The organism is Solidesulfovibrio alcoholivorans DSM 5433 (assembly GCF_000702665.1).
GTDB lineage: Bacteria > Desulfobacterota > Desulfovibrionia > Desulfovibrionales > Desulfovibrionaceae > Solidesulfovibrio > Solidesulfovibrio alcoholivorans.
The window spans coordinates 223,683-236,523 of the sequence record NZ_JNJA01000005.1 but is presented as its reverse complement, the minus strand read 5'-3'; the positions used below and the strand labels follow the sequence as shown (position 1 = coordinate 236,523).

Genomic DNA, 12,841 nt, shown 5'->3' with positions numbered 1-12,841 from the left:
CGACGCCAGCGCACACAGGAAGCCATGCCCGTTTTCGAATACACCGCCGTCGACGCCAGGGGACGCTCCCGCCAAGGCATTCTCTCGGCCGAAAGCGCCCAGGCCGCCCGTCAGCTGCTGCGCGCCAAGCGCCTTTTCGTCAGCGCCATAGCCGAAGCCCAAAGCCCCGGCGCGGCCGCCGCCGGAACCAGGGAACGCCAGCCCCTTTTTTCCCGCCGCGTCGGCCGGGCACAGCTGTTGACCGCAACGCAGGTCCTCGCCACCCTGCTCGAAGCCGGGCTGCCGCTGGACAAGGCCCTGGCCTCGCTGATCGACCAGATGCGCCCCGGCCGGGCCAAGTGGGTCTTTTCCCACATCCTCGAACGCATCCGCGAAGGCCAGGAGTTTTCCACGGCCCTGGCCGCCTACCCCGGCGTCTTTCCGCCCACCTACATCAGCATGGTGCGCTCCGCCGAGGCCACGGGCATGCTGCCCATCGTGCTGTCCAACCTGGCCGAATACATGGATCGGCAGATGGCGCTCGCGCGCACGCTCCAGGCGGCGCTGGCGTACCCGGCCTTCATGTTCTTTTTCGGCATCCTCGTGCTGGCGTTGCTCCTCACCTACGTCATCCCGGAGGTCACGCGCATCTTCGTCGACCTCAAGCGGTCCCTGCCCCTGCCCACGGTCATCCTCATCGCGGTGAGCGACTTTTTCCGGACCTGGTGGCCGGCCCTGCTCGGGGGAAGCGCCGGCGTCATCGCGCTTGGCGTACGCCTGGCGCACACCGCACGCGGCCGTGCCCTTCTCGACCGGTTCACCCTGGGCCTGCCCGTGGTCGGGACCATCGCCCGCAACGCCGCCACGGCCCGCCTTTGCCGCACGCTCGGCACCTGCCTGCTCCAGGGCGTGACCATGCTCGCGGCGCTGCGTATCGCCGGATCGGTCTCCGGCAATACGGTCTTCGAGCAGGTCATGGAGCGCATCCGCGACGAAGCGAGCCAGGGCGGCGGCCTCACCGACCCCATGCGCGAGGCCGAGATATTCCCGCCCATCGTCATCCAGCTCGTCTCCGCCGGCGAACAGAGCGGCCGGCTGGGCGAACTGCTCGTCAACCTCGGGCGCATGCTCGAAAACGACGTTTCCACGCGCATCCGCGCGGCAAGCGCCCTGTTCGAGCCCCTGATGATCCTGTTGCTCGGCGGCATGGTGGGGCTTATGGTCCTGGCCGTACTGCTGCCCATCTTCGAAATGAGCAGCCTCATCGGATAATGTGCGCTCCAGCAGCGACAAGGAGGAACCATGAACGCCCACGCCCGCCCCTTCCCGCGCCGCCGCGCCGCCCGTTGCGGCGACGCCGCCGGCTTCACCCTGATCGAGCTGATGGTGGTCATCGTGATCCTCGGCGTCCTGGCCGGGCTCGTGCTGCCGCGCATCGTGGACCAGCCGGACAAGGCCCGGGTGGTCAAGGCCAAGATGCAGATCGAGAGCCTGTCCATGGGGCTTAAGCAATACAAGCTCGACAACGGTTTCTACCCCAGCACCGAACAGGGCCTGCGCGCGCTCAAGGAAAAACCCTCCATCGGCCGCGTGCCCCAGAACTATCCGGCCAAGGGCTATCTCGACACCGTGCCCAAGGACCCCTGGGGCCGCGACTACGTCTACATCTGCCCCGGCGAGCACGGCGACTTCGACCTGCTCTCGCTCGGCGCGGACCGCGAGGAAGGCGGCGAAGGGGTCAACGCCGACATCAAGAGCTGGGACCTTGGCGGCTAGCCGCCGCGTTCCGGCGCACTGCGCCGCGCCGGGGACGTCCGGCTTCACCCTGGTGGAACTGACCATCGCGCTCGTGGTCATGGGCATCGCCGCCGGCCTGACCCTGCCCATGCTTTCCAGCCTGCTCTCCCGCGAAGGCGAAAAAACCGCGGCCAGGGTGCTCCAGGGCGTGCTGCGCCGCACCCAGGCCGAAGCCCTGCTTTCCGGCCGCGACTGGCGTGTGGACATCGACTGGGCACGGGGCAAATGCCGGGCCATGCAGATCGAAAAACCGCTTCCCGGGCCGGTGCGCGCCGCAGGGGACGCCGCGTCCCGGGGGTCCAAAGCGCCCACGCCCCGCGCGCCCGACGCCAAGGACGGCCGGGACGTCGTGGTGACGGCCGACCTGCCCGACGCCGCCCGGCCGGCGCTGGTCCTGACCGCCGGCGGCGAGGCCCGCCTGCCCGAAGTCACCTCCCTCGTGCTGCGCCCCCAGGGCCTATGCCAGCCGGCCTTCATCCAGCTGGCCGACGTCGCGGGCAAAAGCGCGGCCCTGGCCATTTCCGCGGTCGGATGCCGTGTGGAGCTCGTCCAGGCCGACCTGGACACGGCCCGGGAGCGTTTCGCCAAGGCCCACGCCCTGCCCCGCCTGCCCTGGGGCGACGATCCCCTGCCCGCAGCCGGGAGCTGAACCGTGGCCGGCGACGCATCCCGCAACGAAGCCGGACAGGCCCTGCTCGAAACGCTGATCGCCGTGGCCATCCTGGCCATCGCCCTGGTGGCGCTCCTGGCCGGGCTCGTCCAGCTCCAGGACCGCCGCCTCGACGCCGCCCGCACCCGCCATGCCGGGCAACTCGCCGCGGACAAACTGGCCGCGGTGGAACTGCTCGGCGAAGCGGGCATCGCCAATGCTTCGGGCGAATTTCCCGCGCCGGACACCGATTTCTCCTGGAAGGTCACCGTCACGGCCACGCCCGACGCGCTCTTCCGGGTGCTCGCCGTGGAGGTGCGGGCCAAGGGCTCCCAGGATCTGTCCGTAACCTACTCGCGCCTGGAGCCCAAGCCGTGATCCGGCCAGGGCCGCGCCAGGCGGGCTTCACTCTGGTCGAGGTGCTGCTGGCCGTCTTCATCGCGGGCCTCGTCATGGTCGGCAGCTATTCCGTGGCCTCCCAGGTCATGCGGCTCTCGGAAGAGGCGGGCGTGCGGCTCGCCGAGGAATCGGCCCAGGACATCCTGCGCCTGGCCCTCGGCAACGACCTCGGCTCGATCATCTACGTGGAAAGCGCGAAAGGCGACGCCAAGGACGCCATGGCGTTTACGGGCGGCGCTTCCACTACGACGCTGTCCGACCAGACGGAAAAGACCTTGTTGTCCCTGGCCACCGCCGCGACCCTCGATCCCGGTCGCCCCTTTCCTTCCAACGGCTTCAACCACGTCGTCTACGTGCTGCGCCAGGACGAAAGCACGCGCCAGGACAAGCGTACGAGCCTCGTGCGCCGCGAACGCAGCGCCGCCACGGTTCCCCGACGGCCGGGAAAAGAACTCCCCTGGGACGAGACGGTGCTTGCGGAGCGGGTCGAAAACATGACCATCCGTTTCTACGCCTCCGGCGGTTCGGACGCGGGCGAAACCTGGGACAGCCAGGACCGGGAGCGGGCCAAGACCGCTCCCTTGCCGGCCCAGGTGCGGCTGCGCGGCGTCATGGTCGTTTCCGGGCAACGCTTTCCCTTGGATGTGCGGGTCAACCTCCCGGCGCGCGCCATCGCCATGGAGCGGCGCTGAGATGTCGCGGCGCGCGCAACCGGCCGGCGCGGTGCTGCTTTTCGTGCTGGCGCTGGTGGCGCTGCTGTCGGCGCTTGCGGTGCAAACCATCCGCACCTCCCAGCTCGAGGTGTTCGCCGCCTACGCCGGCATCTATTCGCGCCAGGCCGAGGCCATGGCCGAATCCGGGCTGCTTGCGGCCGCGTCCCTGCTCGGCGCCGAAGAAAAGTTCGGGACGACGGTCAACCTGACCCAGGACTGGGCCTATTTTCCCGAACTCAATGCGTATCCCGGCAAATGGTTTCTCGACGGCCACCTGCACGGGCGCATCGAGGACGAACTGGGCAAATTCCCGATCAACAACCTGCATCCCGGGCTGTCCGGCCATGCCGTCTACGAGGCCGTTTTCCTGCGACTGTTGACGGCCAAGCCCTTTTCCCTGCCGACGGCCAAGGCGCAGGCGTTGCTGGCCGCCGTCGTGGACTGGCTTGATCCTGACGACGCTCCGGTTTCCGGCGGGGCAGAGGACGCCTTCTACGCCGCCGACAACCTGCCCTACCGTGTGAAAAACAACTCCCTGGACACCTTGGGCGAGCTCCTGCTCGTCAAGGGGTTCTCCAGGGAACTGCTCTATGGCCATAAGGACAAGCCCGGGCTGTGCAGCTTGCTGACCGTCTGGGGGCCGGGGCTGATCAACGTGAACACGGCCCCTGTGGCGGTCCTGGCCGCCCTGCCGTCGAACATCGACGCCGTCCGCGCCCGAACCGTCGCCGAGGCCATCGACGCCTACCGCCGCGACCCTGTGCGCCGCGACAGCCTCGACTCCCTGGAATGGCTGCAAAAAGCCGTTCCGGACCAGGGCATCGAGTGGCCAAGCGAAATCATGACGCATCGCAGCGTCTGCTTTTCCGTCACCCTCGAGGGCGTTTCCGGGGCGGCGTCCAGGCGTCTGTACGCCGTGCTCAAGCGCAGCCAGCAGAAACATTCCAACCGTGCGGCAGGCTGGGACGTCCTGTACAGGGAGTTGCGCTGACCGTCCCGGCATGCCACAATTCCCCCATGGCTCCTTCCGTCTTGTCCGTGGTCTGCCGCCGCGACGCCGTGCGCCTGTTGCGTCTTTCCCGCATGCCGGGCGGCATGGACATACGTTTGGCCGAAGCCATGCCAGGCGCCGACGACACGCCGGCCGGCCTGGCACGGCTGGCCGCGCAGACAGCCCTTGGCGCGGGGCTTGGCACCGAACGCCTGATCCTCGGCCTCGACGGCGGGGAGGCCACCCTGCGTCGCCTGCGTTTTCCCTTCACCACGCGCAGCAAGATCGATCTGGTGCTCGGCCCGGAACTGGAGCCGCACCTGCCCGTGCCCCTGGCCGAGACGGCCCTGTCCTGGGTCAAGACCGCCCTGGAGCCGTCGCCTGCCGTCGTCGCCCTTGTCGCCGCCACGCCCCTTATGCCGCTGCAGGATATGCTCGAGGCCTTAAGCGACGCGCTGCTGCCCGCCCCGGGCGCGGCCTGCCTGGACCTCGCCGGGCTCGACGCCGTCCTGGAACGGCTCGCCCCCACGGGCGCTGCGCTGCTGCTTAGCCTCGACGGCGCGCAGGCTTCCTGCCTCTGCCGCCTGGCCGGCGCGCCGGCCATCTGGCGCACGTTCCCCGCGCCGACGCAAGGCGACCCCGCCCTGCCCGACATCCTGGCCCGGGAAGCCCTGCTGACCCTGGCCGCCGTGGCCCCGAGCCCTCCCCGGGACCTCCGGCTTTTTACCGTCGGGATTACGGACGCGTCCGTCGCCGCGGCGCTTGACCGCGCCATGGGCGCAACCGCCCATCCGGTCGCCGCACAGCCGCGCTGGCCGAAGCTTGCGGACGGGACGGCGCTGCCGGACCGTTTCGCCGCCGCCTACGGCCTGGCGCTTTTGGACGCGGCCGACCCGGGCACGCGGAACTTCCTGCGCGGGGATCTCGCCCCGGTCATCGCCCCGGCCGTCAAACGCCGGGGCCTGCTGCTGGCCGGCACGGCGCTGGCCGCAGTGCTCCTTTGCGCCGTGGGCAGCCTCTGGTTCGCCTACCACCGCCTGGACACGGCCATCGAGGCCGCGGGACATCGCACGGCCGCCCTGGTGGAACAGGCCGCGCCGGATGCCGGCCCCGGACTCACCGTCACCCAGAAGCTGTCCGTGCTGCGCGGCCGCATGGCCGCCCAGGCCGATGCGGCCAAAAACAGCAGTGACACCTCGGGTTCTGCCATCGAGCTCCTCGCCGCCATCCATCAGGCCCTGGGGCCGGGCGGACGCACCCACGTGCGGCGCATCTCCCTCGACGACCGGCGCGCGACCATCGACGCCACCGCCGACGACTACAATACCGTGGAAGAAGTCAAGCGTCGCCTTTCGGCCTCGGACCTGTTCACGGAAGTGGAAATCAAGGGGGCCAAGAACGTGCCCGAGAAAAAACAGGTCGAGTTCCAGCTCGATATGCGGCTGTCCGGCCGCAGGGACAGCGGCGCGTGAACACACGGCTTCCCCATCCCGCGGTCCTGGCCGCCGGCGTGGCGGCGTTGCTGCTCGGAATTTACATGTGGGTGGTCACGCCCCTGGCCGACGGCCTGACGGCGCGGGAAAACCGGCTGGCGGCGGCGCTTCGCGCCGAAGCCGACGCCGCGCGCCTGGCCGCCGCCATTGACCGGGCGCAAAAGGGCCCGGCCGCGCCGGCACGCCCCGAGACCTTCACGATCTTTTCCTTTGTCGAGAACGCGGCCACCCGGGAAGGCATCAAGGACCATGTGGAATTCATGCGCCCGGCGAGCAAGGACCTGGGCGACGGCAGGCGCGAAATGGCCGTGGACCTGCGCCTGTCGGGCCTTGGCATGCAGCAGGTGCTCGCTTTTCTCCAGCGGGTGGAAGCCCCGGACATGGGCGTGCGCGTGCGCCAGCTGATCCTCCAGGCCTCCCAAAAGGGCGGGCTGGACGCCGACATGTCCGTGGCCGTCGTGACGGACAAACCCCGCTGAGCCGGCCGGCTTAATAAAAAGTGCCGAGCACCGGCGCGGTGACGGAAAGCGTGCTTGTCGTGGTGGACGTGGAGGAAGAGGCTGTCGTGTAAGGGAGGGAAGACGAAGCATACGACGTCGTCGTGGACGAAGGAGAGTATGACGTTCCGACCAGCGAAGACGTGCCGCTGGAGTAGGACGTGGACGTCGCCGTGGTGACGGTGTTTTGCATCTTCTGGACCTGGGCCAGATCGTTCTGGGCGTTTTTCTGGTAGTTCGCCGCCATGACGGGATCGGCCGTGGCCGTGGCGATGGCAGCCCAGGATGCCGCGCGCCCGACCAGGGCGATGACGTAATTTGCGTTTAAGGACAAGGCCTTGTCGTACGCTTCCAGGGCGTATTTGTAATTGCCCTGCAGCGCGCGCAGCAGTCCGAAACTCGCATAGGCCGCCAGGTAGTTCGCATCCTGGGCCACTGCGGCCTCGTATTCCTCGTTGGCCCGCGCGTAATCCCCGATGCTGACCCAATAGGCGCCCCTGGCCACGTAGGCGGCCGGCTCGGAAGGCGCGTAGGTCACGGCCAGATTGAGTTCGGTCAGCGCCGCCGAAGAGGCTCCCTGCCCGAGATAGGCCAGTCCCAGGCCGGCCGCGGCCTTGGCGTCGCTTTCGTCGAGTTCCAGGGCGGCGGCGAAGCCCCGCTGCGCCTGGGCATAGCTTTGCCCCAGCAGATAGCCCCTGCCGAGCGACGTGTAGCCGTCCACAAGCGCGGTCAGGTTGTTGAGGTAGATGCCGCCACAATACGACGAGTACAGCGCCATCTGTGTCGCCGTCTCGTTGTATTCGTTCATTGTTTCATTTTTTTCTTTATCCTTGTCCGTCAAGTCCTCGGCAACGGGCAGATTGGTGCTGCCGCTCGAGGAGGCGAAGAGGCCGGAACTGGTCGTCGAGGAGGAAGAAGAGGTCGACGAACTCGTCGTCGAAGTGGTCGTGCCCGTGCCGGAAGTTGTCCCCGTCGTGCCGGTTGTTGTCGTCCCTGTCGTGCCGGTCGTTCCCGTCGTTGTGGAACCGGAGGTGGTCGAGGTTCCCGTGGACGACAGGCCGTTGATGGAAGTCAGGTTGAGGACGCTACCGTAACCGTAAAGTCCGCTCAGGCCGGAGGTCAGGCCAAGGGTGTTATACGTGCTTGAAGAAGCAAGGAGCAGCGGGTTGTCCGATTGCAGGAACTGGTCGCATGTATCCGAAGCGCGCAGGTAGGCGACGGCGGTCGTCGCGTCGCTGACGGCATTGGACGGCAGATAATAAAGCAGATCGAGTTTCGACCGTTCCAGATACACATAGCCGTTCTGGCTGTTGTTCGTCAGCGCATTGTTGAGATAGACGAACGCCGTGTTGTAGTCCTTGGCATCTATGGCGGCAAGGGCGGTCTGGTAATCGGTGTCGTTGGTCGTGGAAAGCTGGTTGGTGCTCGCCGCCCGCGCTCCCCAAGGCAGCAAGCAGACGGCGCAGACAAGGAACAGGGCAAACCCTTGATGCGCGTTCGATGCCTTCATGCCCCCCCCTGCTTCGCCGCATGGCGGCGCCTTTCCCGCAACGCGCGACAGCGCGCGAAGCCGCAGTCTTGCTCTTGTCTTAAGGATGCGTCGCAGCGGCGTCAAGGCTGCCGGTTCCTGGCGGCCTCCACCCATGCGATTTCGCGGCTGATGGACGCGGCCACATCCGCGATTTTCAAGTCTGGCGGCAGGACGCTCCAGGTGTAGGTCTCCACCTCCATCGGCGTATCAGGGGGGAAAAGCGGCAGTATCTCCTGCAAGAAAGGCTGCGTCGTCTCACATTCCGGCAATGCGCGCACGAATACCGGCAAATGGAAATGCACGCGCCATGATGCAACGTCGGCCGGTGCTGCGGCGAGGGCTTCGTGCAGATCGTTAAACCGCAGCAGGGTTCCATCCTTTTGCCGCGCCACGGCCTGATGCAGGTACACGGGCTCCACGAAACGGCGCAGGAGTGAAAGCGCCGCGCCTTCCAGATGCAGTGCCGAGGAAACCTGCACGTGCCCGACGGCGATTCCCGCCGCGGCAAGGCGCGCCAGGGACGCGGCCGGGTCCTCGTATTGCAGCGCCTGATGGCAGCAGTCGTAGCAGATCGCCAGATGCCGCCGGTATGCGCCTTCGGGGTCCAGGGCCGCGCACAGGGCGACGGACTCGTCCGTGGTTTCGACGAGGCAGCCCGGTTCGGGCTCCACGGACAGGCGGATCACCCGGCCGGTGCGCGCGGCCAGGGCGACCAGGGCGGCCAGGGCGCGGCGCATCTGCGCAAGCGCTGTCGGCCGGTCCTTTGCGGGAAATCCCCGGCGAAACCCGACGGGCACCGTGGAGAGGGACCCCGTCGCGCCCTCCGGCAGCCAGCAGGCGAGCGCCTCGGCCAGGCGCAGGGTGTAGGCCAGGCGCTCCGGGTCGCGCCAGTCCGGCAGATAGACCGCCTCCTTGACCGGTGCGTCGTGGAAGCGGCCGTACGGGAAGGCGTTGACCGTGGTCACGGCGAGGCCGTTTTCCTTCAGCCACCGACCGAGGTCCTCCGCCTCCCCCGCCTGCGCAAGTTCAAGGCTGGCCCGCCCCGACAGGCGCAGCCCCACGGGAAAAGGGGCATCCGGCGAACAGGCCGCCTTGACGCGCAGCGTATGCGCCGCAAGGGCCGCGCGCGTCTCGGCCAGGCTCTCCCCGGCATGGATGTTGGTGCAGTAGGTGACCGCGCCCATGGCGTCCTCCCGCGTCAGGCCCGCGGACGCAGCCGCTCCCGGGCGGCGGCCATCAGCGCGAAATCCACGTCGTGGACCTCGACGCGCCGGCCGATGCCGTCGAGCAGGCTCAGGTGGAGCCGGCCGCCCAGGTGCTCGCGAAAGGAAGCCACGGCAGCCTCCATGTCGAGGGAATCCAGGGCGGGATGCCACACGGAAAGCCCCAGCGCGCCAAGAAGCGCGAGCACGGTCCCGGTCGCTTCCGGACCGATGCGGCCGGTCAGCTCCGAATACACGGTGTCCAGGGCCACGCCCACGGCCACGGCCTCGCCGTGGCGCAGCGCCCCGTGCGTGGCCTCCTCCAGGGCATGGGCGGCCCAGTGGCCGAAATCGAGGGGCCGCGCCGACCCGAGTTCGAAGGGGTCGCCGCCCGTGGCGATATGCGTGAGATGCGCCAGGGCGCAAAGCCGGTTGGCTTCCTCCAGGGCGTCGTCGTCGAGCACGGCGAGGCGCGGGGCGAGCTCGCGCAGGCGCGCGAAAAAGGCCGCGTCGCGCACGAGCGCCACCTTGACGGCCTCGGCCAGCCCCGCCCGCGCCTCGCGCGCGGGGAGCGTCGCCAGGAGCGCGTGGTCGTTGACCACGGCATACGGCGGCGCGAAGGAGCCCAGAAAGTTCTTGCGGCCGAAGGCGTTGACGCCGTTTTTGACGCCGACGCCGGCGTCGTTCTGGGCCAGCGCCGTGCTCGGCATGCGCACAAGGCGCACGCCCCGGTGGGCCGTGGCCGCAGCGAAGCCGGCGGCGTCGAGCACCGCGCCGCCGCCGAGCACGAGCAGAAACGACTGGCGGCAAAGCCGCGTCTCGAAAATATGCCGCCACACGGCCTCGACCACGGCGAAATCCGCCTTGGCCCGCTCGCCGCCGGGGACGACCAGCGGCGGCGCGACCAGGGCGAAAACGTCGGCGCGCGCCGCGAAAAAACCGCTTATGCGATCGCACAGCCCGGGCTCGGCCCCGGCCGCTCCCGCGTCCACGACCACGCCCAGGCGGTGCGGCCCGGGCCCGGCCCGCTCCACGGCCGCGACCAAGGCGGGATTGGCCGGGTCGAAGGCGTCACGGGTGAAAAGGACGGGAAAATCGAAGGCGAGCGCGATATGCTGCGAAGTTGTACGGATCATGCATCCTCGATCGACGGACGTTGCGCCTCCTCGGCCTCGACCCGGTCGCGGCCCAGGGATTTGGCAGCGTAAAGAGCCTGGTCGGCCCGGGCCAGGAGGCTTTCACCAGTATCGCCGGCGCGCGCCGCCGCCACGCCGAAACTGCACGTGACGCGCAGCCCCCCGGTCTCGAGGACAAGGGCGTGGGTGGCGCGCCGCAAATCTTCGGCCAGCCGGAAGGCCGCGTCCAGGGCCATCCCCGGACAAAGCACCACGAACTCCTCGCCGCCCCAGCGGCCGATTTCGCAGTCCACGGGCACGCCGCCGCGCAACAACGCGCCCAGGGCGGCAAGGACCGTGTCGCCGCGCAGATGGCCGTAGCGGTCGTTTATGGCCTTGAAGTGGTCGATGTCGAGCATGATGAGGCCAAGCGGCCGGCCCTGCGCCCCGGCCCGGGCCAGGACCTCGGCCAGGCGGGCATCCGCGTGTTGGCGATTGGCCAGGCCCGTGAGCAAATCCGTGGTGGACAGGCGCACGAGTTCGATGTTCTTCAGCGCCAACTCGGCGTGGGCCTCGGCGAGGCGGTTCTGCGTCTCCTTGAGTTCGGAGATGTCCACGGCGATGGAATACTTGACCACCCTGCCGTCGGGCCAGGTCATGGCCCGCACCTGCATCTGGTACCAGCGGTCGTCGGCCTCGTTGAAATGCTCGAAAACCTGGGTGGCGCCGTTTGGCAACCCGTCCGGCGCAAGCAGTTCGGCCATGCGGCAGTGCCGGCATGGCGCGTCGTTTTCATAGAGCGCCTTGTGGCAGATGCGGCCATGGTGGTCGCCGAAACGCTCGATGAAGGCTTTGTTGCTGTAAATGAGGGTGTAGGAAGCCGCGTCCACGACGTAGATGCCGAAGGGGATGAGATCGAAATGGCTCTCGAAGAGCGCGTTTTCCATCATGACGCGCTACCGGGCCGGCGCGGCAACGTGACGGTCACGCTGGTGCGGCCGGGAACGCCCGCGTCCAGGGCGACGCCGCCGCCGTGCGCCCTGGCGGCCAGGGCGGCGGAATAGGCACCGAGCCCCGTGCCGCCCCGCTTGCCCATGGTGACGTACTTGTCGAACATCCGGTCGCGGATGCCTGCGGGCACTTCCCCCTGGTTGGACAGAACCACGGCCAGGGTCGCGGGATCGTCGTCGCGGATGTCGATGACGACCTCGCCACCGTGGGGCGTGGACTCCAGGGCGTTGACCAGGAGATTTTGCAGCATGGGGTCGAGCAGGAGCGCGTCGCCGTCGAGGGGGACGACGTCCTTCGTGGCCAGGGGCACGCCGTTTCGCGTCAGGCGGATCGTGCGGCTGCGGGCCACGGACATGGTGGCCAGGCGCGCGGCCGTGCGCCGGACCATGTCCGCGAGGTCGAGCGGCTGGGAAGAGAGGTCATAGGCCCCGGTTTCCAGGCGGTAGAGCACCAGGGACTGGTTGAGCATCTCGAGCATGGAATGGCCGGCCTGCTCGATGAGGCGCACCACCTTCTCGGCGTCGGGGGGCAGGTCATAGTTGTCGAGCAGCACCTGGGGCAGGCCGATGAGCGCCGAAAGAGGCGCTTTGAGGTCGTGGCGGGCGATGCGCTCGACGTGTTCGCGCAGCTCGATGTTTTCCTGGAGCACACGGTTGCGGCCGGCGAGCTCCTTGTTGCGGATGGCCAGCTCGGCATGGGCCTCGGCGAGGCGGTTCTGCGTTTCCTTGAGCTCGGAAATGTCCACGGCGATGGCATACTTGACCACGCGGCCATCGGGCCAGCCCATGGTCTTTTCCTGCATCTGGTACCAGTGCTCCTCGCGTTCGTTGTAATGGTCGTAGATCACGGTGACGCCGTTCGGCATGCCGGCGTCGGTGAGCAGTTCGGGAATGCGGCAATGCAGGCAGGGGCCGGGCTCGTCGAAGAGCACCTCGTGGCACCGCCGACCTTCGGCGGCGCCCAGCATGTCCCGGAAGTGCTTGTTGACGAAGACGATTTCGTAAGTCGACACATCCACGACATAGATGCCAAAGGGAATGACGTCGAAATGCGTCTGGAGCAAGGCGCTTTCGAGCATGGAGGCGTTCATGGGAGATACTTTGCGGCCACGGTTTCGAGGGTTTCCTTGAGCTTTTCCGGCTTGACGGGCTTGAGGATATAGCCCTTGGCCCCGGCTTCGATGGCGTCCATGACCATCTGCTCCTGGCCGTGGGAGGTGACGATGACGATGCGGGCGTCGGGGGAGACGGCCATGATGCGGCGGGTGGCCTCAATGCCGTCGAGGTCGGGCATGGTGATGTCCATGGCCACGATGTCCGGGGCCACAGCGGCGTAGGCGTCCACGGCTTCCTGACCGGTAGCGGCCACGGCCGCCACCTCGTGCCCGAGGCCTTCCAGCATCTTGACCATTTTCTTGACGGTGAGGCCGGAGTCGTCCACCACCATAATGCGAAGCGGTTTCAT

At 68.1% G+C, this 12,841-nt stretch carries 14 protein-coding genes; 8 read left to right on the top strand and 6 right to left on the bottom strand.

The features are described from left to right. The first annotated feature begins 24 nt into the window (after positions 1-24). The 8 genes from Q368_RS0111665 to gspM are packed head-to-tail and all read left to right on the top strand — an operon-like array spanning position 25 to position 6,500. Entirely contained in the window at positions 25-1,251 is a 1,227-nt protein-coding gene (locus Q368_RS0111665; RefSeq protein WP_029459249.1) for a type II secretion system F family protein, read from the top strand. Between the two features lie 30 nt (positions 1,252-1,281). Then, positions 1,282-1,755, top strand: coding sequence for a type II secretion system major pseudopilin GspG (gspG, locus tag Q368_RS0111660; RefSeq protein ID WP_029459248.1), 474 nt, complete (start codon positions 1,282-1,284; stop codon positions 1,753-1,755). Further along, the gene (locus tag Q368_RS0111655) at positions 1,745-2,425 is read left to right on the top strand and encodes a pilus assembly FimT family protein (RefSeq protein ID WP_052360125.1); all 681 of its coding nucleotides are present in this window, start codon (positions 1,745-1,747) and stop codon (positions 2,423-2,425) included. Before gspG ends, Q368_RS0111655 begins: the two co-directional genes overlap by 11 nt. Before the next feature lie 3 nt (positions 2,426-2,428). After that, positions 2,429-2,803, top strand: a complete 375-nt coding sequence (locus Q368_RS0111650) for a type II secretion system protein (protein ID WP_029459246.1) — start codon at positions 2,429-2,431, stop codon at positions 2,801-2,803. Continuing rightward, positions 2,800-3,516: a prepilin-type N-terminal cleavage/methylation domain-containing protein gene (locus tag Q368_RS0111645; protein WP_029459245.1), complete on the top strand. Its 717-nt coding sequence runs from the start codon at positions 2,800-2,802 to the stop codon at positions 3,514-3,516. The genes Q368_RS0111650 and Q368_RS0111645 overlap by 4 nt, the downstream gene beginning before the upstream one ends. Position 3,517: 1 nt before the next feature. Next, positions 3,518-4,528 (top strand): type II secretion system minor pseudopilin GspK, encoded by a 1,011-nt coding sequence (gene gspK, locus Q368_RS0111640; protein WP_029459244.1) that lies wholly within the window; start codon positions 3,518-3,520, stop codon positions 4,526-4,528. Positions 4,529-4,554: 26 nt separating this feature from the next. Beyond that, positions 4,555-6,000 (top strand): PilN domain-containing protein, encoded by a 1,446-nt coding sequence (locus tag Q368_RS0111635; protein ID WP_029459243.1) that lies wholly within the window; start codon positions 4,555-4,557, stop codon positions 5,998-6,000. Continuing rightward, positions 5,997-6,500 (top strand): type II secretion system protein GspM, encoded by a 504-nt coding sequence (gene gspM, locus Q368_RS0111630; RefSeq protein ID WP_029459242.1) that lies wholly within the window; start codon positions 5,997-5,999, stop codon positions 6,498-6,500. The genes Q368_RS0111635 and gspM overlap by 4 nt, the downstream gene beginning before the upstream one ends. A gap of 10 nt (positions 6,501-6,510) precedes the next feature. On the opposite strand, the gene Q368_RS0111625 is transcribed toward gspM, so the two are convergent. The 6 genes from Q368_RS0111625 to Q368_RS0111600 form a co-directional block, all read right to left on the bottom strand. Next, positions 6,511-8,028: a tetratricopeptide repeat protein gene (locus Q368_RS0111625; RefSeq protein WP_052360124.1), complete on the bottom strand. Its 1,518-nt coding sequence runs from the start codon at positions 8,026-8,028 to the stop codon at positions 6,511-6,513. Positions 8,029-8,129: 101 nt separating this feature from the next. Then, positions 8,130-9,233 carry a metabolite traffic protein EboE gene (gene eboE, locus Q368_RS0111620; RefSeq protein WP_029459240.1) on the bottom strand — a complete coding sequence of 368 codons (1,104 nt, stop codon included), beginning with the start codon at positions 9,231-9,233 and terminating at the stop codon, positions 8,130-8,132. Positions 9,234-9,247: 14 nt separating this feature from the next. Next, positions 9,248-10,387: a 3-dehydroquinate synthase gene (locus Q368_RS0111615; RefSeq protein WP_029459239.1), complete on the bottom strand. Its 1,140-nt coding sequence runs from the start codon at positions 10,385-10,387 to the stop codon at positions 9,248-9,250. Continuing rightward, complete coding sequence (locus Q368_RS0111610; RefSeq protein WP_052360123.1) at positions 10,384-11,316, bottom strand: sensor domain-containing diguanylate cyclase; 933 nt, start codon at positions 11,314-11,316, stop codon at positions 10,384-10,386. Before Q368_RS0111610 ends, Q368_RS0111615 begins: the two co-directional genes overlap by 4 nt. Further along, positions 11,313-12,467, bottom strand: a complete 1,155-nt coding sequence (locus tag Q368_RS0111605) for a sensor histidine kinase (protein ID WP_029459237.1) — start codon at positions 12,465-12,467, stop codon at positions 11,313-11,315. The genes Q368_RS0111610 and Q368_RS0111605 overlap by 4 nt, the downstream gene beginning before the upstream one ends. Beyond that, complete coding sequence (locus Q368_RS0111600; RefSeq protein ID WP_029459236.1) at positions 12,464-12,841, bottom strand: response regulator; 378 nt, start codon at positions 12,839-12,841, stop codon at positions 12,464-12,466. The genes Q368_RS0111605 and Q368_RS0111600 overlap by 4 nt, the downstream gene beginning before the upstream one ends.

Excerpts from the sequence above, each read along its gene's own strand:
- Q368_RS0111665 (WP_029459249.1), top strand. The coding sequence starts at position 25 with ATGCCCGTTTTCGAATACACCGCCGTCGACGCCAGGGGACGCTCCCGC.
- gspG (WP_029459248.1), top strand. The coding sequence starts at position 1,282 with ATGAACGCCCACGCCCGCCCCTTCCCGCGCCGCCGCGCCGCCCGTTGC.
- gspK (WP_029459244.1), top strand. The coding sequence starts at position 3,518 with ATGTCGCGGCGCGCGCAACCGGCCGGCGCGGTGCTGCTTTTCGTGCTG.
- Q368_RS0111635 (WP_029459243.1), top strand. The coding sequence starts at position 4,555 with ATGGCTCCTTCCGTCTTGTCCGTGGTCTGCCGCCGCGACGCCGTGCGC.
- Q368_RS0111625 (WP_052360124.1), bottom strand. The coding sequence starts at position 8,028 with ATGAAGGCATCGAACGCGCATCAAGGGTTTGCCCTGTTCCTTGTCTGC.
- eboE (WP_029459240.1), bottom strand. The coding sequence starts at position 9,233 with ATGGGCGCGGTCACCTACTGCACCAACATCCATGCCGGGGAGAGCCTG.
- Q368_RS0111615 (WP_029459239.1), bottom strand. The coding sequence starts at position 10,387 with ATGATCCGTACAACTTCGCAGCATATCGCGCTCGCCTTCGATTTTCCC.
- Q368_RS0111610 (WP_052360123.1), bottom strand. The coding sequence starts at position 11,316 with ATGATGGAAAACGCGCTCTTCGAGAGCCATTTCGATCTCATCCCCTTC.
- Q368_RS0111605 (WP_029459237.1), bottom strand. The coding sequence starts at position 12,467 with ATGAACGCCTCCATGCTCGAAAGCGCCTTGCTCCAGACGCATTTCGAC.
- Q368_RS0111600 (WP_029459236.1), bottom strand. The coding sequence starts at position 12,841 with ATGAAACCGCTTCGCATTATGGTGGTGGACGACTCCGGCCTCACCGTC.